We start from the raw sequence: 17885 nt of genomic DNA on the forward strand, positions 1-17885 counted from the left end.
GTCGGTGGCAGCCATCCGCCGATGATCGACGGGAGGGGAGGTCGGGTCGGTCAGCGGGGGATCCAGTTGAACGCCGCCGCGATCGCCTCGCGCACCGCCTGGGCGAGGGGGCGCAGCGCGTCGTCCCGCGCCGCGGCCTGGGCGTGGTTCACCGCCGCCCCCGGGGCGTCGGCCATCGTCAGGTCCAGCACCTTCGCCAGCCGCTGCGCCCGGCCCAGCACCGACAGCGCCAGCGGGTCGTGGTCGGGGGGCAGGCCCGGGGCCGCCGTCGTCCGGGCGAGCCCGGCGAGCAGGCCCGGCACCTCGGGGTTCCAGCGCGCGACGTCGAGGCGGGCCAGCGCCCGTGCGGTGTCGCCCACCGCAAGGTCCAGCGCGCCGGAGACCGCGCGCAGGTTGCCCTCCGGGAGCGGAGGCACCGCCGGCACGCCGGCCAGCGGGAACGCCGTCCACTGGACGACCTCGGGGCCGAGCGCCTCGGGCACCAGGGCCAGGTGCCCGCCGACGGCCGCCTGCCCGGTCTCCAGGGCCAGCGGCGCCAGCCCCGGCGCGCGCGGCACCCCGCGGACGTCGCCGGCGACGGGGAGCACCAGCCGGAAGCGGCGCTCGCCGAGACCGCGCAGCGCCGTCAGCGCCCAACCGAGCGGCACGGCCTCGTCGGTGCCCGGCAGCCCGGCGACCCGGTGGGCGGTGTCGCCCAGCAGGGCGTCGAGCGCCTGGTCGTAGGAGGTGCGGCCGGTGAGCCAGGCGGTGGCCCAGACCGCGAACCGGCCGGCGGGGAAGTCGTGCACCAGCCGAGGCTACGACGCGGCCGGATCCGTATCAGTTCGGCAGCGGAGGGTGAGACGAGGGCCACCAGGAACCCCGTGTCTGCGACACTCCGGGCATGGCTGCGTGGTTGCTCTGGCTCATCGCCGCGGGCCTGTTCGCGGCGGGCGAGGTCGTGAGCCTCGACCTGGTGCTCCTGATGTTCGCCGGCGGCGCGCTCGGCGGGATGACCGTCGCCCTGCTCGGCGGCGCGACCGTGCTGCAGCTCATCGCGTTCATCGCGGTGTCGGGGGTGCTCCTGGCGCTGGTCCGGCCGATCGCCACCAAGCACCTGACGAACCGGACGCCGCTGCAGCTCGACGGCGTCGACACCCTCATCGGCCGGACGGCGAAGGTGACCCAGGAGGTCGACTCCTCGGGGGGCCGGATCCGGATGGGCGCGGACGAGTGGACCGCCCGCAGCCAGCACAGCGGGGAGATCTTCGCCGTCGGCGACACCGTGCGCATCCTGCAGGTGGAGGGCGCCACGGCGGTCGTCGGCGACGCGCTGGAGTGAACCCGTCGCCGAGATCCTGACCGCAGCGGTTCCGGCGGGGCAGGATCGGCGTCAGCCGAGGAAGGGAGCCCGCCGTGGAACCGGCACTCATCGCCCTGATCGTCGTCGCCCTGCTGGTGGTCATGGTGATCGCCAAGAGCGTCACGATCGTGCCGCAGGCCCAGGCCAAGGTGATCGAGCGGCTGGGCCGCTACAGCCGGACGCTCTCGCCCGGCCTGAACCTGCTGGTGCCCTTCGTCGACCGGGTGCGGGCCACCATCGACCTGCGCGAGCAGGTCATCTCGTTCCCGCCGCAGCCGGTCATCACCTCCGACAACCTGCAGGTCGGCATCGACACCGTCGTGTACTTCCAGGTGACCGACCCACGGCTGGCCGTCTACGGCATCGCCAACTACATCACCGGCATGGAGCAGCTCACGACGACGACGCTGCGCAACGTCGTGGGCGGCCTCAACCTCGAGGGGACGCTGACCGGGCGCGACGGGATCAACAGCCAGCTGCGGTCGGTGCTCGACGGCACCACCGGTCCGTGGGGCCTGCGGGTGGCGCGCGTGGAGATCAAGGCGATCGACCCGCCGCCCACCATCCGCGACTCGATGGAGAAGCAGATGCGCGCCGACCGCGACAAGCGCGCCATCATCCTGCAGGCCGAGGGCGCCCGGCAGTCGGCGATCACCACGGCCGAGGGGCAGAAGGCGGCGGCGATCCTGTCGGCCGAGGGCAAGAAGCAGGCGGCGATCCTCGAGGCCGAGGCGGAGCGGCAGAGCCGGATCCTGCGGGCCGAGGGTGAGCGGGCCGCGCTGTTCCTGCAGGCCCAGGGCCAGGCCAAGTCGATCGAGACGGTGTTCCAGGCCATCCACGACGGCAAGCCCGACCAGGGACTGCTGGCCTACCAGTACCTGCAGACGCTGCCGCAGATCGCCCAGGGTGACGCCAACAAGATGTGGATCGTGCCCAGCGAGTTCAGCAAGGCGCTGGAGGGGCTGGCCAACCTGGGCGGCGCCGACGGGGGGAAGTCGTGGCTCGACGTCCCGGCCGGCGGCAACGGCGGCGCACCGTCGAAGGACGGCGGGCTGGACACCAGCGGCTGGTTCGAGTCGCACCTGCCGCGCGCTGCCGACCAGCCCGAGGCGAAGATCGAGCTGTCGAGCATCGTCGACGAGGGACCCGCCGTCCCGACGCCCGCCGTCCCGACGCCCCCGCCGCTCAGCCAGGTCACCGACGAGGCGCGAGCCATCGGCGGTGGCGAGCCGGACACCGGGAACGGCGTCCAGCCCCGGTCCTGAAGGCGGCCGCCCTGCAGGGGGCCGGGTCCTTCTTCAGTCCTTGAGGAGGCCCTCGCGCAGCTTGGCCAGGGTCTGGCTGAGCAGCCGGGAGACGTGCATCTGCGAGATGCCGATGTCGGCGGCGATCTGCGACTGGGTCATGTTGCCGAAGAACCGCAGGATCAGGATGCGTCGCTCGCGGGCCGGGATGGTGGCCAGCAGCGGCTGCAGCGACTCCCGGTACTCCACGCCCTCCAGCGCCGCGTCCTCCTCGCCCAGCGTGGCCGCGAGGGTGGGGGAGTCGTCCTCACCGGACAGCCGCTCGTCCAGCGAGCTGCTGCGGTAGGCGTTGGCGACGGCGAGGCCCTCCAGCACCTCGGCGCGCGGGATGCCGAGGTGCGCGGCCAGCTCCGACGGTGTCGGCGCCCGGCCGTTCTTCTGCGCCAGCTCGCCGACGGCGGCGTTGAGCGACAGGTGCAGCTCCTGCAGCCGGCGCGGCACGCGCACCGACCAGCCCTGGTCGCGGAAGTGCCGCTTGATCTCGCCGGTGATGGTGGGGACGGCGAAGGACAGGAACTCCACGCCGCGGGTCGGGTCGAAGCGGTCGATCGCCGCGATCAGCCCGAGCGTGCCCACCTGCAGCAGGTCGTCGAACGGCTCACCGCGGTTGCTGAACCGCCGGGCGAAGTGCCGCACCAGCGGCAGGTGCTCCTCGACCAGGATCTCCCGCAGCCGCTCGCGGCGGGGATCGTCCTTGGCGAGCGTGGCCAGCTCGGCGAACAGCGGCGCCGTCCGCTCGGCCCGCCGCCGGTTGTCCGAGACCGGCACGGCGTCGGGCGTCGGGTCGGCGACGGGGACGTCGCCGGTCTCGGCCCGGGGGTCGGGAACGGTCTCCGGGTCGGCCGGGTCGTGGGAAGTGATGTCGTCCTCCGCGGGGGCCGGCTCTGCGGCGGGGATCGGTGCCTGCGACCTCTGGTCAGGAAGCGGGACCTTCACGACCGGCGTCTCACCGGTCGACGGCGACCGGCTCACTGGGCGACCGAGAAGTTCTGTCCCGCCCCGCTGCCCACCTCGGTCGGGTGCTGGCCGGGCAGGTACTTGTCCATGGCGATCAGGCCCACGGGGGTGGGGGTGCCGTTCCCGCCCGGCACGGCGTCCTGGGTGGAGCGACGGGCGTCGACGCTGTCGACGAGGGTGGCCAGGATCGCCCAGCCGAAGCCGTCGCGGGGCACCTCCACGCCCTCGGCGGTCGGCACCCACGCCTCGATGTGCAGCCCGGCCCGCGTCGTCTCGAAGATCACGGTGAGGGGGGAGTCGCCTGCGGCGATCTGGGTGAGCGTCGCGCAGGCCTCGTCGACGGCCAGTCGGAGGTCCTCCACCGCATCGAGGTCGTAGTCCATCCGGATCGCGAGGTCACCAGCCATCGCGCGCACCGCCGGCAGCTGGGTGGCCGTGGTGGGCACCCGCAGCTCCAGCCTCTCCGCGCGTCGCCGGTCCTGCGCGAGGGCGCCCCTCGAGTCCACCATCCGTCGTCCGCTCCTTCGTTGCCGGCGCGCTCGTTCCCGAGCCGCGGCGGTCCATCCTGCCGGGCCCCGTCCGGGCCCTCCGCGGGGCCGACCGGGTTCCCGACCAGCGCCCAACCGGCACCACCTACCCGGCCCTCGCCGGAACCGAAACGTGGCGGTCGCCACGGCCCCACGGTAGGCGTCATCGCGGTTGCCGGGGTCCGGAGGCTGGTATTGGCTGGTCCGAGATGAGCGCGAGCCCCGGCAGCCTGCCACCCCTCCCTGCAACCGCCGGGGACGAGGGGGCCGCTGCGCTGGTCGCGGCGATGGAGAGCGCGGCGGCCGCCATCTACCTCCTGAGCGCCACCGCGACCGAGCCCGTGTGGGCCAACGCCCGCGCGCGGCGCCTGGGCACCGATCGCGACCGGTTGCCCCTCGTGAACGGCCGGCCGGCGGCCGAGGTGCTCGAGACGGTGCTGCGGACCGGGCAGCCAGAGACCGTCTGCGGGCCCCTGGGGTCCGGCGGGCCGGTGGCGACGCTGATGGTGCGTCCCCTGCGGGTTGCCGACGGGCGCGGGGCGCTGCTGGTCCTGGAGTCGGCGGACGCCACGACGGATCTCTCCCTGTGGCCCCGGCCGCCCGCCGACGGCGTCGAGCAGGCGCAGCTGTCCCTCCTGCCGCCGTCCCTGCCGCTGCTCCCCGACCTGCGCCTCTCCGGCAGCTACCACCGCGCCTCCGCCGTGCGGGCCGCCGGGGGCGACTGGTACGACGCGGTGGCACTGGGCTCCGGCCGGGTCGCGCTCGTGGTGGGCGACGCCGTCGGCCACGGGGTGCCGGCCGCCGGTGCGATGAGCCGGCTGCGCGGGGCGATGCGTTCCTCGGCGTTGCGGGACCCGTCGCCGTCGGCAGTCCTCGGCGCCCTCGACGCCTTCGCCGCCCAGATGGACGACGTGGAGGGGGCCTCGGTCTTCTACGGCGTCCTGGACGCGGGCACCGGTGACCTCGTCTACGCCGCGGCCGGGCACCCGCCTCCGCTGGTGGTCGGTGCCGACGGCGCGACGTCGTTCCTGCCCGCACCGCCGCGCCCGCCGCTGGGCAGCGTGCCGGGCACTCCGACCACGGTCTCGCGGCAGGTGCTCGAGCAGGGATCGACGCTCGTGCTCTTCTCCAACGGCGCGGTCGCCGGCGCGCACCCCGCCGCGGACGCGCTGGACCGGCTGGTCTCGGTGGCGACGGCGGCCCTCGCCGCGCCCGGTGCCCTGGATGGGGACGGCGGCCACGACGTCGCCGACGCGATCGCCGAGGGAGTGCGCAGTCCCGCGGGCTGGGTCGACGACGTGGCGGTGCTCGTCGCGCACCGCCGCGAGGACACCCTCGAGCCGCTGCAGCTGGAGCTGGTCGCCACCCCGGCCGCCCTGCCCGGGGTCCGCCGGCGGCTGAACAACTGGCTGACCGCCGTCGGGATGGGCGAGCAGGACCGCGTCGGCGTGATGGTGGCCGTGGGCGAGGCCTGCGCCAACGCCGCCGAACACGCCTACCGCGGCTCCGAGCCGGGGCCCATGTCGGTGACCGCCCGGGTGGACGTGGACGGAGTCCTCACGGTGACCGTGCGCGACCGGGGCGCCTGGCGCCCGCCGGACCGGGACCCCGGCGACCGGGGCCGCGGCCTGCTGATCATGCGCCAGCTCGTCGACCGCGTGGTGCTGGAGGAGGAGGAGAACGGGACGACCGTCACGCTGACCCTCCGCCTGCGCCGTACGCCGGAGGTCGGCGAGGACCGCCCATCGGCGTCCGCCGACGCGACGGTGACCGTCGACCGGGACGGGCCGCGGCCGGTGGTGCGGGTCGGTGGGGCGGTCGACGAGTTCGGCGCCGAACAGCTGCGGATCCGGCTGCTGGAGGCCAGTCACGGGGGCACCGGAAGCGTGGAGCTCGACCTGGCCGGCGTCTCGCTGTTCAGCAGCGCCGCGGTCCGGGTCGTGCTGGCCATCGCCCGGATCGGGCGCGACGAGGGCTGGCGCCTGGTCGTGCACGCCCCCGAGGGCGGCATCACCCGCCACGTCCTCGAGATCAGCGGACTGGGCGGGCTGGTGGACCTGCGCTGACCAGCCGTGACACCCGCCCGGGGGACGGCGCTGTTTGGGGAACAGCCCCGGTGCACATCCCCCGGACGTGAGACTTCGGCGCAGCGACGTGAACGGTCCTGGCTACCGGCGTCGCAGGGCCGGGCGGGGATTCGCCTATTACGACACCGAGGGCGCGCTGATCCGCGACGACCGGCTGGACCGGATCCGGGGACTGGCCATCCCGCCGGCCTGGCGTGACGTCTGGATCTGCCCCTGGCCGAACGGGCACATCCAGGCGACCGGGCTGGACGCCGCCGGGCGCCGGCAGTACCGGTACCACGACCAGTGGCGGGCCCGGCGGGACGCGGAGAAGCACGAGCGGGTGCTGCAGATCGCGCGGGAGCTGCCGGACGTGCGCGACGCCGTGAAGGCCGGCCTGCGCACCCGCGGCCTCAACCGCGACCGGGTCCTCGCCACCGCCGTCCGGCTGCTCGACCTGGGCGCCTTCCGCGTCGGCAGCGAGCAGTACGAGGAGGAGAACGGCACCTTCGGCCTGGCCACGCTCAAGCGGTCCCACGTCTCGGTCCGGGGGGAGCGGACCTTCTTCTCGTACACGGCCAAGGGCGGCATCGAGCGGGAGGTCGAGATCACCGACCGACCGACGGCGACCGTCGTCCGGCAACTGCTGGAGCGGCCGGCCGACGCGGGGGAGGACCTGCTGGCCTACCAGACCGAGGACGGTGAGTGGCACGACGTGTCCAGCAGCGAGATCAACGCCTACCTCAAGGAGATCAGCGGCGCGGAGATCACCGCCAAGGACTTCCGGACCTGGACGGCCACCGTCCTGATGGCCGCCGCCCTGGCCGAGGCGCCGCCGCCGAAGAGCAGGACCGCCCGCAAGAAGTTGATCAACGCCGCCTACAAACAGGTGAGCGAGCAGCTCGGCAACACCCCGGCGGTCTGCAAGGCCAGCTACGTCGACCCGCGGGTCGTCGACCGGTTCGAGAACGGCGAGACCGTGGCGCACGCGCTCCGGGCCGCCGACGAGGCTCTGTCGTCGGGGGGGATGGCCGATCGGGACACGCAGAAGGTGCTCGAGGCCGCCGTCTGCCAGCTGCTGTCCGCCTAGACATGACGAAGGCCCCGCCGATCGGCGAGGCCTTGGTCGTAGGTGGACCCGTCCCGGGAGGACGGGCCCCTTTCAGCGGGCGGTGCTGTCGGCGATCGTGAAGAGGTCGATGAGGCCGGTCACCTCGAGCGGGCGGGTGACCGCGCGGGTGGTCGCGATGAGCCGCAGGGCCACGTCGCGGGCCCGGGACGCCTTCTGGGTCTCGACCAGCACCGCCAGCCCGGCCGAACCCAGGAACTGCACGCCGGAGAGGTCGATGACCAGCTCCCGCGGCTGCTGCTCCAGCTGGCTGTCGAGGGTGGAACGGAGCACCGGTGCGGTGAAGGTGTCCACCTCGCCGACGACCGTCACCGTCACCACGCCGTCCTCGTCGGTGGAGGTCGACAGCGTGATCACGTCGTCGAAGGGTGCCTCGGTGCCCTCGGTCGACACGTCGGGCTGCCCCTCGGCGGGCAGGTCGGAAGTGGTCACGGACAGTGGCTCCTCTCGGCGGCTTTCCCGGCGGCGATGACCGCTCGGACAATCTACCGCTGGACGGTCCGGGGACTCGTCGTCCCCGATCCCGCACGTGGTGAACAGCCGTGTCCCGGCGATCGTTCCCGCACGGGCACGGTGCGGCTGCCTGCTGAACCGCGATTACAACGTAGACAACCGATCGCGCCCACGCCAATCCCGCCCCCCGGTGGCGGCCGGGCGGCGGGACGGGCCTCCGGGGCTCAGCTCTCGGTGAGGTGCATGGCGCCCTCCTCGGGCCCCTCACCCCCCACGGAGACGTCGGAGGTCGCCTCCACGTCGTCGGCCGTGCGGTTCGTCCCGGAGTCGCTCACCGGACTGGTCGAGGTGTCCTGCTCCAGCTGCCCGACCTGCCGGTCGGGGTCCTCGGCGGGGCGGATGTCGAGCGTGTCGTCGGGCACCTCGCGCTCGAGCCGCCCGGTGAGGGACTCGCCCTGTGACTGCTCGAAGGCGGTGGTGCCGAAGTCGACGGTGGCGTTGGCCCGCTCCCCGGGCATCGGCGCGAACTGGGGGTCCTCGGCCCGCTCCTGGGTGGGGTTGTCGTCCTGCGCCACCTCCGGGATGCCGTCGTCCTCCGGGAAGACGTCACGGGCGGTCTGGCCCTCGGGCTGCGTCATGGGCGGTGCCTCCTTCTGCGGAATGTCGGCGTCGGCCGCGGCACGGCGGGACGGGGAACCGGCCGGCGACCGGTGTCTGCCCTCGCCCTACCCGTCGCCTGCCCGGCCATGCGCACTGTTCGTCGCCACACCCCCGCCGGGAGCCGGGTTGCGCCGGGCACGGCGGGGGTAGCGCGTCGTCCATGGCGATGGCAGACGGGGTGCAGCGGATCGGGGAGCCGGTCCGCCGGTGGGCCCGCACGCAGAAGCGGGAGTACACCAACGGCGAGGAGCGGCCGCTGGCCGGTGACCTCGGCGCGATGGGGGTGTACCTCGGGCTGGTGTCGGCCGCCGCCGCGGCCGTGCGCGCCTCGGGCCGCGAGCTCCCGGAGCGGATCCCGCTGGGCGACGCGGTGCTGCTCACCGTCGCCACCTTCCGGCTCGCCCGCCGGATCGCGAAGGACCCCGTCACCGCCCCCGTCCGGGCGCCGTTCGTGCGGTTCGAGGGCCCCTCCGGGCACGCCGAGGTGGCCGAGGAGGTGCGCGAGCACGGCGGGGTCAAGCACGCCGTGGGGGAGCTGGTCACCTGCCCCTTCTGCCTGGCGCAGTGGGTGGGCACCGGCTTCGTCCTCGGCTATGTCACCGCCCCGAAGGCTACCCGGCTGGCGGCGCTGACGATGACCATGGTGGCCGGCTCGGACGTGCTCCAGTTCGTGTACGACGCCATCCAGAACGGCGGGCTGGCGCCGCAGCCGGAGGGCGTCGACGAGGGCGACTGACCCGGGCGGGAGCGGTGGGCCGGCACCCCGGTCGGGGGACGGCGAAGTCCGCCGCAACGGGCGTCCAAGGGGGAGAATGGGCACCTCCGCCCGACTCCTCGCGGGGTAGTGCGGTCCGCGCCCGGCGTCCCTTCCCCGGTCGGGCGTGTCCTCCGTCAGGGGGAGCCGGCACGTCGGTCGACCTGCCGCGGGTACCCGCCCGCACCTATCCTGCGATCTTGGCCCGGCCACGGGTCGCTCATGGGGTCCGGGGTCCGGAGCCGGTTCGGGAAGGGGCGGCATGCGATCGATCTGGCGCGGGGCCGTGTCGTTCGGCCTCGTCAGCATCGGCGTGAAGCTGTACTCGGCGACCGAGGACAAGGACATCCGCTTCCACCAGGTCCACGCGGCCGACGGCGGTCGGGTCAAGTACCGGCGGGTCTGCTCGATCGACGGCGAGGAGCTCGAGTACAGCGACATCGCCAAGGGCTACGAACTGCCCGACGGGCAGGTCGTCATCCTCACCGACGAGGACTTCGAGGAGCTCCCGCTGGCCACGCGCCGCGAGATCGAGGTGCTGCAGTTCGTCGACCAGGACGAGATCGACCCGATCCACTTCGAGAAGACGTACTACCTGGAGCCCGACGGCCCGGCCGCGCGGCCGTACGTGCTGCTGCGCGACGCGCTGGAGAACGCCGGCCAGGTGGCGATCACCAAGATCGCGATCCGTCAGCGGGAGTCGCTGGCCGCGCTGCGGGTGCGGGAGGGCGTCCTCGTGCTCCACACGATGCGCTGGCCGGACGAGATCCGCCGTCCCGACTTCGGTTTCCTGGACGAGGACATCAGCGTCCGGCCGCAGGAGCTGAAGATGGCCGAGGCGCTGATCGCCTCGATGACCGGCGAGTTCGACCCCAGCGAGTACACCGACGACTACCGCGAGGCGATGACCGCGCTGCTGGAGGCCAAGCAGAGCGGCGGCGAGGTGCAGACCCTGCCCGACGTGGAGGACACCGGCGGGGCCGTCGTCGACCTGATGAGCGCCCTGCGCCGCAGCGTGGAGCGCGCCCGGGGCGGGGCCGTCGCCGACGACGCGGCGGACGACGCGGCCGACGACGCGGCCGACGACGTGGCGGACGACGTGGCGGGCGAGGCGGCCGCCGCCGGCGACGCTCCGGCGGCCGGGGCGCCGGCGAAGCGGGCCCCGGCGAAGCGGGCACCGGCGAAGAAGGCCGCACCGGCGAAGAAGGCCGCACCGGCCAAGCAGGCACCGGCGAAGCGGGCCTCGGCCGCGGAGCCGGCGAAGGCCACCGGGAAGAAGACCGCGGCGAAGAAGGCCGCCCGGACCGACAAGCCGCCGGCCAAGCGCGCCCGCCGCAGCGCCTGACGTGCCCGCGCGCCCGCGCGGCCGGCGGGAGGACCCGCTCGCCGAGTACCGCGCCAAGCGGGACCCGCGACGGACTGCGGAGCCGGTGCCCCCGGCCGGGAGCCCGCTGCCGGTGGGGGACGACGACACCTTCGTCGTCCAGGAGCACCACACGCCGCGCGGGCGCACGGGCGAGCGGGTGCACTGGGACCTGCGGCTCGAGCGCGACGGCGTCCTGAAGAGCTGGGCGGTGCCGAAGGGCCCGCCGACGGAGCAGGGCCCCAGCCGGCTCGCCGTCCCCACCGAGGACCACCCCCTCGAGTACGCCTCCTTCTCCGGCACGATCGCCGCCGGCGAGTACGGCGGCGGGTCGGTCACCATCTGGGACGCCGGTCGCTACGCCACCGAGAAGTGGGACGAGCGGCACGTCGTCGTCACGTTCGACGGCCGTCGGCTGGCCGGCCGGTACGCGCTCTTCCCCGTGGACGACGGCGCCTGGAACATCCGCAAGCTCGACGACACCCGGCCGGCCGCCGAGGCGCCCGCGGAGCCGCTCCTGCCGATGCTGGCCGTCCCCGGGGAGCTACCGACGGCGGAGGAGGACGCCGGCTGGGGGTACGAGTTCAAGTGGGACGGCGTCCGGGCCGTGGCGACCGTGCACCAGGGAGTGCTCGCGCTCACGTCGCGCAAGGGCACCGACATCACCGTCCGGTACCCGGAGGTCGGTCGCCTCCCCGCCGTGCTGGCCGGGCACGACGCGGTGGTCGACGGCGAGATCGTCGCCATGGACGAGGCCGGCCGCCCGGACTTCGGTGCGCTGCAGGGCCGCATGCACCGGACCGGCCCGGAGGTGCCGCGGATGGCCGCCGCCAAGCCGGTCACCTACCTGGTCTTCGACCTGCTGGCGTGGGACGGCGAGGACCTGCGCGGGCTGCCCTACGCCGAACGGCGGCGGCGGCTGGACGCCCTGGGCCTCGCCGGCCAGCGGTGGGTGCCCACGCCCTGGTTCGCCGGCGGGGGCGCGGACGTGCACGCGGCGAGCCTGGAGAACGGCCTGGAGGGGGTCGTCGCCAAGCGGCTGGACTCCCCGTACCGCCCGGGGGTGCGCAGCTCCGAGTGGCGGAAGATCAAGAACGTCCGCACCCAGTCGGTCGTCGTCGGGGGGTGGCGGCCCGGCCAGGGGCGGCGGGCCGGGGGAGTGGGCTCCCTGCTGGTCGGGGTCCCTGACGACGACGGCGGGATCGTGTACGTCGGCCACGTGGGCACGGGGTTCACCGACGCCGACCTCCGGCACCTGCAGCGGATGCTGACCCCCCGGGCGATGTCGCCGTTCACCGGCACGCTGCCGCGGGAGGTGACCCGGGACGCGCACTGGGTGGAGCCGGACCTGGTGGGCGAGGTCGCCTACGCGGTGTGGACGGCGGACAACCGGCTGCGGCACCCGTCGTGGAAGGGCGTGCGCGACGACCTGGAGCCCGACGACGTGGTGATCGAATCGTGAGCGGCTCTGCGATCGGCCGGCTCCGCCGGGCGGGACGCGAACCGGTGGCATCGTGAAGCGCCAGCGGGTGGAGATCGACGGGCGGGTACTGCAGGTATCCAACCTGGAGAAGGTGCTGTTCCCCGAGGTCGGGTTCACCAAGGCGCAGGTGATCGACTACTACGTCCGGATCGCGCCGGTGCTGCTGCCGCACGTGGCCGGCCGCCCGGTGACGTTCACCCGCTGGCCCGACGGCGTAGAGGGCCAGAAGTTCTTCGAGAAGAACAGCGCCCGGCACGCCCCCGACTGGGTGCGCCGGGTGACCATCCCGAGCCCCGGCAGCTCCCGGGGCCGGGAGACGCTCGACATGGTCGTCCTCGAGTCGGTGGCCGACCTCGCGTGGGCGGCCAACCTCGCCGCGCTCGAGCTCCACGTGCCGCAGTGGCAGGTCGACGACGACGGGGTGGCCGCCCTCCCGGACCTGCTGGTGCTCGACCTGGACCCCGGGCCGGAGACGGGCATCGCGGAGTGCTGCGTCGTCGCCGAGCGGCTCGGGCAGCGGCTGGAGGTCGACGGGCTGGACCCGGTGGTGAAGACGTCGGGCTCCAAGGGCATGCAGGTCTACGCGCCGATCGAGACGCCGACCGACCGGGAGCACCCCAGCCGCTACGCGAAGATGCTGGCCCAGGAGCTCTCCGCCGAGACGCCCGACGAGGTCGTCTGGCGCATGGAGAAGGTTCTCCGGCCGGGCAAGGTGCTCATCGACTGGAGCCAGAACAATCCGGCCAAGACGACCGTGGCGCCGTACTCGCTGCGGGCGCGACCGGCCGCGACCGTCTCCACGCCCATCGGATGGGACGAGGTGGACGCCGTCCGGGAGGGTGCGGACCCGGCGACCCTGCGGTTCACGACCGACGACGTGCTGGCCCGGGTGGAGCAGTACGGCGACCTCTTCGACGTCGCCAACGCCCGGCGCGCACCTCTTCCTGAGGCGTGACGTCCGCGATCATGGCGCGGTGACCACCCGAGCGGCCGGTGCGGTGGTCACGGGGCCATGATCGACGCGCGGTGCGTCTGGGAGGATGGCCCACCATGGTCGCCCCCGGTCCGCACGATCCCCGCTTCACCGACGTCGGGCGGCTCCTCGTCCGCTGCCCCGACCGGCCGGGGATCGTGGCCGCGCTGAGCGGGCTGATGGCCGACGCCGGCGCCAACATCACCGACTCGCAGCAGCACTCCTCCGATCCCAGCGGCGGCACGTTCACCCTGCGGCTGGAGTTCGTCCTCGCCGACCTCGTCGGCCGCCGTCCGGAGCTGGAGCGGCGGCTGGCCGGGCTCGCCGGGGAGCTCCGGATGTCCTGGCGGCTGACCGAGGCCGCCCACCGGCCGACCCTGGCGGTGTTCGTCAGCAAGACCGACCACGTGCTCCAGGAGCTGATCTACCGCGTCCGCGCCGGTGACGTCCGTGCCGAGATCGCCTGCGTCGTCTCCAACCATCCCGACCTCGAGCCGGTGGCCCGCGCGGCCGGGATCCCCTTCCACCACGTGCCGGTCACCCCGGCGACCAAGGAGCAGGCGGAGGCACGCGCGCTCGACCTGATCGGTGACGTCGACCTGGTCGTCCTGGCCCGCTACATGCAGATCGTCTCGGCGGACTTCTGCAGCCGCTTCCCCGAGCGCCTGATCAACATCCACCACAGCTTCCTGCCGGCGTTCGTCGGGGCGAACCCGTACCAGGCGGCGCACGACCGCGGCGTGAAGCTGATCGGGGCGACGGCGCACTACGTGACACCGGAGCTCGACGCCGGCCCGATCATCGAGCAGGAGGTGGCCCGGGTCGACCACCGGGCCACCGTCGAGGACATGCGGCGGGTCGGCCGCTACGTCGAGCGGCAGGTGCTCGCCCAGGCGGTCACCTGGCACGTCGAGGACCGGGTCATCGTCGACGGCGACAAGACGATCGTGTTCGCCTAGCTGCAGCTTTCTGTACCGGAAGCTGAGCTCGGCCACCTGGCTGTCGTCCGGGTGTGGTCGGGGGTGGCTGGGTACGGGGCCGCCATCGGCCGGTGGTCACCGACGGACGGCGTCCGGCGGCCACCCGGTCGTCCCGACGGCTTCCGGAGGTGCCCGTGGAGACGACACCCGTCCAGACCACCGCCGCCCGGGCGGCCGGCTGGGTGGCGCCGCTGTGCTGGATCGCCGTCCTCCTCGATGGCTTCGACCTGGTGGTGGTGGGCACCGTCGTGCCCACCCTCCAGGAGCCCGACGAGTGGGCGCTGTCCGGTACCGGCACGACGTTCGTGATCACCATCGGCCTGGTCGGCATGATGATCGGTGCGCTGACGATCGGGACGCTCACCGACCTCATCGGTCGCCGGAGGGCCCTCATCGGCGCGGTCGCCGCCTTCTCGCTGCTCACCCTGGCGTGCGCCTTCGCGCCGAACGAGTACGTGTTCGGCGTCCTCCGGTTCCTCGCCGGGCTGGGGCTGGGGGGTTGCCTGCCCACGGCGATCGCGATGGTCAACGAGTTCAGCCGCTCCGGGCGCAGCGGTCGCGCCACCACCACGATCATGACCGGGTACCACGTCGGGGCGGTCATGACGGCGGCCCTGGCCATCGTGGTCATCCCGAACCTGGGCTGGCAGTGGATGTTCGTCATCGGCGCCCTGCCCGCGGTGGTGCTCGTGCCGCTGATGATCGCCCGGCTGCCCGAGTCGGCGTCCTGGCTGGTGGCCCACGGCCGTCGCGCCGAGGCCGAGGACGTCGCCCGCCGCCACGGCCTGACGCTGGAGGACCCTGCGGCCCCGGTCGCCGAGCACGCGGGAGAAGGCGCCGCCGCGACGGTGAGGACGCTGTTCACCTCCGGGTACGTGCGCAACACGGTCGTCATCGGCGTCACGTCGTTCATGGGCCTGCTGCTGGTCTACGGCCTCAACAACTGGCTGCCCACGATCATGCGCGAGGCGGAGTACGAACTGGGCGACGCGCTCGCCTTCCTCCTGGTGCTGAACGTGGGCGCGATCGTCGGCCTGCTGGTGGCCGGCACCGTCGCCGACCGGATCGGGGCGCGCGCCGCCGGCGTCACCTGGTTCGCCGGTGCCGCCGTCTTCCTGGCGCTGCTGTCGATCAGGCTCCCGATCGGCGGCATCTACGCCATGGTCTTCCTGACCGGCTGCTTCGTCTTCAGCGCCCAGGTGCTGGTCTACGCATTCGTCAGCGCCAACCACCCGCCGCAGGTGCGCGCGACCGCGCTGGGCTGGTCGGCCGGGGCCGGACGCATCGGTGCCATCGTCGGTCCGACGATCACCGGCGCCCTGTTCGCCGCCGGCAACGCCTTCCCCGGTGGCTTCTACCTCTTCGCCGTGGTCGGCGCGCTCGGGGCGACCGCCTTCAGCCTGGCCCGGCGGCGGGACGGCGTCACGGCGTCCTGATGCGTGAGGTCTGCGATCTCGTCGGCATCGGGGCGCTGAGGGCGACGAGTGCGCAGACCTCGCCGGGGAGTTGGCGGGGAGGGCTCAGTCGCGGGGGCGCTTGCGGTCCTGGTCGGCCAGGAAGCGCTCGAACTCCGCGCCGATCTCCTCGGCGCTGGGCACCTCGCCGCCGGAGAGCAGGTCGGTGCCCTCGCGCGCGGCGGTGAACGAGTCGTACTGCTGCTCGAGGGCCGCGACGACGGCGGTGTTCTCGGGGGAGCGGGCGATCTGCTCGTCCACCTCGGTCCGGTGGACCTCGGCCGCCTCTCGCAGCGCCTCGGTCGGCAGGTGCAGCCCGGTGAGTCGCTCGAGGTGCTCGAGCAGCGTCAGGGAGGCGGCGGGGTAGGTCGCCTGCGACAGGTAGTGCGGGACGTGGGCGGCCACGCCCAGCGCGTCTACGCCCGCTTCACCCATGCGCAGCTCCATCAGGGCCGACACGCTCCCGGGGATGCGCAGCTCGCCCCAGTACACCGGGTACGGCTCGATCAGCTGGCGCCGCGTCGCGTGCGCGGTGACCGTGACCGGGCGGGTGTGCGGCACCGGCATCGGGATCGCCTGCAGCGCCACGACCGACGTGACGCCGAGCCGCTCGACCAGCCCGCCGACGGCGGCGACGAAGCGTTCCCAGGCGTAGTCGGGCTCGGCTCCGTGCAGAAGCAGGAAGGGCATCCCGGCGTCGTCCTCGACGGCGTAGAGCAGGATCTCGGGAGCGGCGAAGGACTCGTAGTGGTCGCCGTTGAAGCCCATCCGTGGGCGGTGGGCGCGGTAGTCGACCAGGCTGTCGGCGTCGAAGCGCGCGATCACCTCGTGCGGCAGCGAGGCCAGCAGGTGCGCACCGGCCAGCGCCGCGGCGTGCGCGGCGTCGAACTCCCCGGCGAGGTCGTGCACGAGCACCAGCCCGCCGCGTTCGGCCGGCTCGCCGACCGCCGCCTCGCGGGCGAGGAAGGGCTCGGCCTCCGGGAGCAGCTCGACGAGCTCCTCCGGTCGCTGCGGCACGGTCGGACCTCCTGCGTCTCGTGGCGAGCGGCCGGTGCGGGCGCGACTGGCCGGTGCAGCTACCCCGGGGGCGGCGGCATTCCCATCGTCCCCCTGGCGGGGGAGGTCAGCGTGCCGGGCCGTCCGGGGACGGTGCGGCCACCTGGTCGTGCGTGACCGCGGTGCCCGAGTCGTCGCCGGTCACCGTCGCCCGGGTGCCGTCGTCGGCGATCTCGGGTGACTTCTCGTCCAGCTCGTCGCGGGCGTACCGGTACATGACAGCGATCAGGGCGGCGATCGGGACGGCGAGGAACGCGCCGATGATGCCCGCCAGGCTGCTGCCGGCCGTCACGGCGAGGATGACCACGGCGGCGTGCAGGTTGAACCCGCGCCCCTGGATGATCGGCTGCAGGACGTTGCCCTCGATCTGCTGCACCAGCAGGACGATGCCGAAGATGATCAGCGCGACGGTGAATCCCTCGTCGACCAGCGCGATCAGGACGGCGAAGGCGCCGGCGACGAACGCACCGATGATCGGCACGAAGGCACCGAAGAACGTCAGCACGGCCAGGGGCAGCACGAGCGGGACGTCGAAGATCCACAGCCCCAGGCCGATGAAGAAGGCGTCGATGAAGCCGACGAGCGCCTGCTGGCGGATGAACTCCGAGAGGGTCGCCCACGTCTTGTACGACAGCGCCGCCACGTGGGGGGCCGCTTTGGGGCCGGTCTGCGCCGAGAGCCAGGGCACCCAGCGGGGACCGTCCTTGAGGAAGAAGAAAACGAGGACGAGCGCGAGCACCAGGTTGATCAGGCTGTTGCCGACGGCGGACACACCGGTGAGGGCGTAGCCGGCGATGTTCTGGGCGTTGCCCTGGATGGAGTCGATCGCCGAGTTCACGGCATTGTCGATCTGGCCCTCGCGCAGGTTGAACGGCGGTCCGCTGAGCCACTCCTGCACGTCCTGCAGCCCGGCCGAGGCCTGGTCGGCGAGTTGGGTGACCTGATTGGCGACCGAAGGCGCGATCGCGGCGATGATGCCGATGAACGCGGCGATGAACCCGAGCAGCACGCTGGCCGCCGCCAGGGCCGGCGGCCACCGGTGGTTGCGCAGGAAGCGGGTGGCCGGCCACAGCACGGTGGCGATGAGCAGCCCCAGCACGATCGGCAGCAGGATCGACCACAGCCTGCCGAGCACGTAGAAGAGCAGGACGACGGCGGCGGCGATGAGCAGGAACTGCGCCGACGCGATCGCCAGACTGCGGCTGGCTGCCTGCAGCCGCGGCCCGCGCCCGTGCGTGGGCGCCGGTGCGGTGGTGACGGCCGCCGCCTGGGGGTCCGCGGCGTCCTGGTCGCGGGCGTCCGTCCTCGAGGCCTGCGTCGGATCGGCCGGCGGACGGCCGGGGATGCGGAGCCTCATGGCTCGATCACAGCACAGTTCGCGCGG

General features: G+C 73.6%; 17 protein-coding genes. 10 read left to right on the top strand and 7 right to left on the bottom strand.

Features of this window, described 5'->3' with window-relative positions:
* Positions 1-50 precede the first annotated feature (50 nt).
* Positions 51-788, bottom strand: coding sequence for a hypothetical protein (locus ACFSHS_RS22320; RefSeq protein WP_376881048.1), 738 nt, complete (start codon positions 786-788; stop codon positions 51-53).
* 95 nt (positions 789-883) lie between these two features.
* Between ACFSHS_RS22320 and ACFSHS_RS22325 the strand changes: the two genes are divergently transcribed.
* Positions 884-1321 (top strand): NfeD family protein, encoded by a 438-nt coding sequence (locus tag ACFSHS_RS22325; protein WP_376881051.1) that lies wholly within the window; start codon positions 884-886, stop codon positions 1319-1321.
* Between the two features lie 74 nt (positions 1322-1395).
* Complete coding sequence (locus ACFSHS_RS22330) at positions 1396-2607, top strand: SPFH domain-containing protein (RefSeq protein WP_376881053.1); 1212 nt, start codon at positions 1396-1398, stop codon at positions 2605-2607.
* A gap of 33 nt (positions 2608-2640) precedes the next feature.
* Here the strand turns inward: ACFSHS_RS22330 and ACFSHS_RS22335 are convergent, their stop codons facing one another.
* Both ACFSHS_RS22335 and ACFSHS_RS22340 read right to left on the bottom strand, forming a co-directional pair.
* The gene (locus ACFSHS_RS22335) at positions 2641-3618 is read right to left on the bottom strand and encodes an RNA polymerase sigma factor SigF (RefSeq protein WP_376881056.1); all 978 of its coding nucleotides are present in this window, start codon (positions 3616-3618) and stop codon (positions 2641-2643) included.
* Positions 3615-4112: an ATP-binding protein gene (locus tag ACFSHS_RS22340; protein ID WP_376881059.1), complete on the bottom strand. Its 498-nt coding sequence runs from the start codon at positions 4110-4112 to the stop codon at positions 3615-3617. Before ACFSHS_RS22340 ends, ACFSHS_RS22335 begins: the two co-directional genes overlap by 4 nt.
* Before the next feature lie 227 nt (positions 4113-4339).
* Here ACFSHS_RS22340 and ACFSHS_RS22345 point away from each other — a divergent pair, with 227 nt between their 5' ends.
* Positions 4340-6196, top strand: coding sequence for a SpoIIE family protein phosphatase (locus ACFSHS_RS22345; protein ID WP_376881061.1), 1857 nt, complete (start codon positions 4340-4342; stop codon positions 6194-6196).
* Between the two features lie 67 nt (positions 6197-6263).
* Complete coding sequence (locus ACFSHS_RS22350; RefSeq protein ID WP_376881064.1) at positions 6264-7286, top strand: DNA topoisomerase IB; 1023 nt, start codon at positions 6264-6266, stop codon at positions 7284-7286.
* A gap of 72 nt (positions 7287-7358) precedes the next feature.
* Here ACFSHS_RS22350 and ACFSHS_RS22355 read toward each other — a convergent pair whose 3' ends face one another.
* Together ACFSHS_RS22355 and ACFSHS_RS22360 are read right to left on the bottom strand one after the other, a co-directional pair.
* Positions 7359-7757 (bottom strand): STAS domain-containing protein, encoded by a 399-nt coding sequence (locus ACFSHS_RS22355; protein WP_376881067.1) that lies wholly within the window; start codon positions 7755-7757, stop codon positions 7359-7361.
* Between the two features lie 245 nt (positions 7758-8002).
* Complete coding sequence (locus ACFSHS_RS22360) at positions 8003-8416, bottom strand: hypothetical protein (RefSeq protein ID WP_376881070.1); 414 nt, start codon at positions 8414-8416, stop codon at positions 8003-8005.
* 182 nt (positions 8417-8598) lie between these two features.
* On the opposite strand from ACFSHS_RS22360, the gene ACFSHS_RS22365 reads away from it, so the two are divergent.
* The 6 genes from ACFSHS_RS22365 to ACFSHS_RS22390 all read left to right on the top strand — a co-directional run bounded on the left by ACFSHS_RS22365 (position 8599) and on the right by ACFSHS_RS22390 (position 15427).
* On the top strand, positions 8599-9174 hold the full coding sequence (locus ACFSHS_RS22365; RefSeq protein WP_376881073.1) for a DUF1360 domain-containing protein: 576 nt from the start codon (positions 8599-8601) through the stop codon (positions 9172-9174).
* 280 nt (positions 9175-9454) lie between these two features.
* On the top strand, positions 9455-10537 hold the full coding sequence (gene ku, locus ACFSHS_RS22370; protein WP_376881075.1) for a non-homologous end joining protein Ku: 1083 nt from the start codon (positions 9455-9457) through the stop codon (positions 10535-10537).
* A 1-nt stretch (position 10538) separates the two neighbouring features.
* Entirely contained in the window at positions 10539-12017 is a 1479-nt protein-coding gene (gene ligD, locus ACFSHS_RS22375; RefSeq protein ID WP_376881078.1) for a non-homologous end-joining DNA ligase, read from the top strand.
* Between the two features lie 52 nt (positions 12018-12069).
* Entirely contained in the window at positions 12070-12993 is a 924-nt protein-coding gene (gene ligD, locus ACFSHS_RS22380) for a non-homologous end-joining DNA ligase (RefSeq protein ID WP_376881080.1), read from the top strand.
* 95 nt (positions 12994-13088) lie between these two features.
* Positions 13089-13970, top strand: a complete 882-nt coding sequence (gene purU, locus ACFSHS_RS22385; protein WP_376881083.1) for a formyltetrahydrofolate deformylase — start codon at positions 13089-13091, stop codon at positions 13968-13970.
* Positions 13971-14125: 155 nt separating this feature from the next.
* Positions 14126-15427 carry an MFS transporter gene (locus ACFSHS_RS22390; RefSeq protein ID WP_376881085.1) on the top strand — a complete coding sequence of 434 codons (1302 nt, stop codon included), beginning with the start codon at positions 14126-14128 and terminating at the stop codon, positions 15425-15427.
* An 84-nt stretch (positions 15428-15511) separates the two neighbouring features.
* Here the strand turns inward: ACFSHS_RS22390 and ACFSHS_RS22395 are convergent, their stop codons facing one another.
* Together ACFSHS_RS22395 and ACFSHS_RS22400 are read right to left on the bottom strand one after the other, a co-directional pair.
* Complete coding sequence (locus ACFSHS_RS22395; protein ID WP_376881086.1) at positions 15512-16462, bottom strand: proteasome assembly chaperone family protein; 951 nt, start codon at positions 16460-16462, stop codon at positions 15512-15514.
* A 106-nt stretch (positions 16463-16568) separates the two neighbouring features.
* Positions 16569-17858 (bottom strand): AI-2E family transporter, encoded by a 1290-nt coding sequence (locus ACFSHS_RS22400; RefSeq protein ID WP_376881088.1) that lies wholly within the window; start codon positions 17856-17858, stop codon positions 16569-16571.
* Positions 17859-17885: the final 27 nt, after the last annotated feature.

Origin of the sequence: Blastococcus deserti (assembly GCF_042682525.1) — a bacterium.
Lineage (GTDB): Bacteria > Actinomycetota > Actinomycetes > Mycobacteriales > Geodermatophilaceae > Blastococcus_B > Blastococcus_B deserti.

Coding starts and splice junctions, on each gene's coding strand:
- ACFSHS_RS22340 (WP_376881059.1), bottom strand. CDS start 4,112: ATGGTGGACTCGAGGGGCGCCCTCGCGCAGGACCGGCGACGCGCGGAG.
- ACFSHS_RS22400 (WP_376881088.1), bottom strand. CDS start 17,858: ATGAGGCTCCGCATCCCCGGCCGTCCGCCGGCCGATCCGACGCAGGCC.
- ACFSHS_RS22345 (WP_376881061.1), top strand. CDS start 4,340: ATGAGCGCGAGCCCCGGCAGCCTGCCACCCCTCCCTGCAACCGCCGGG.
- ACFSHS_RS22360 (WP_376881070.1), bottom strand. CDS start 8,416: ATGACGCAGCCCGAGGGCCAGACCGCCCGTGACGTCTTCCCGGAGGAC.
- ACFSHS_RS22365 (WP_376881073.1), top strand. CDS start 8,599: ATGGCGATGGCAGACGGGGTGCAGCGGATCGGGGAGCCGGTCCGCCGG.
- ACFSHS_RS22325 (WP_376881051.1), top strand. CDS start 884: ATGGCTGCGTGGTTGCTCTGGCTCATCGCCGCGGGCCTGTTCGCGGCG.
- purU (WP_376881083.1), top strand. CDS start 13,089: ATGGTCGCCCCCGGTCCGCACGATCCCCGCTTCACCGACGTCGGGCGG.
- ku (WP_376881075.1), top strand. CDS start 9,455: ATGCGATCGATCTGGCGCGGGGCCGTGTCGTTCGGCCTCGTCAGCATC.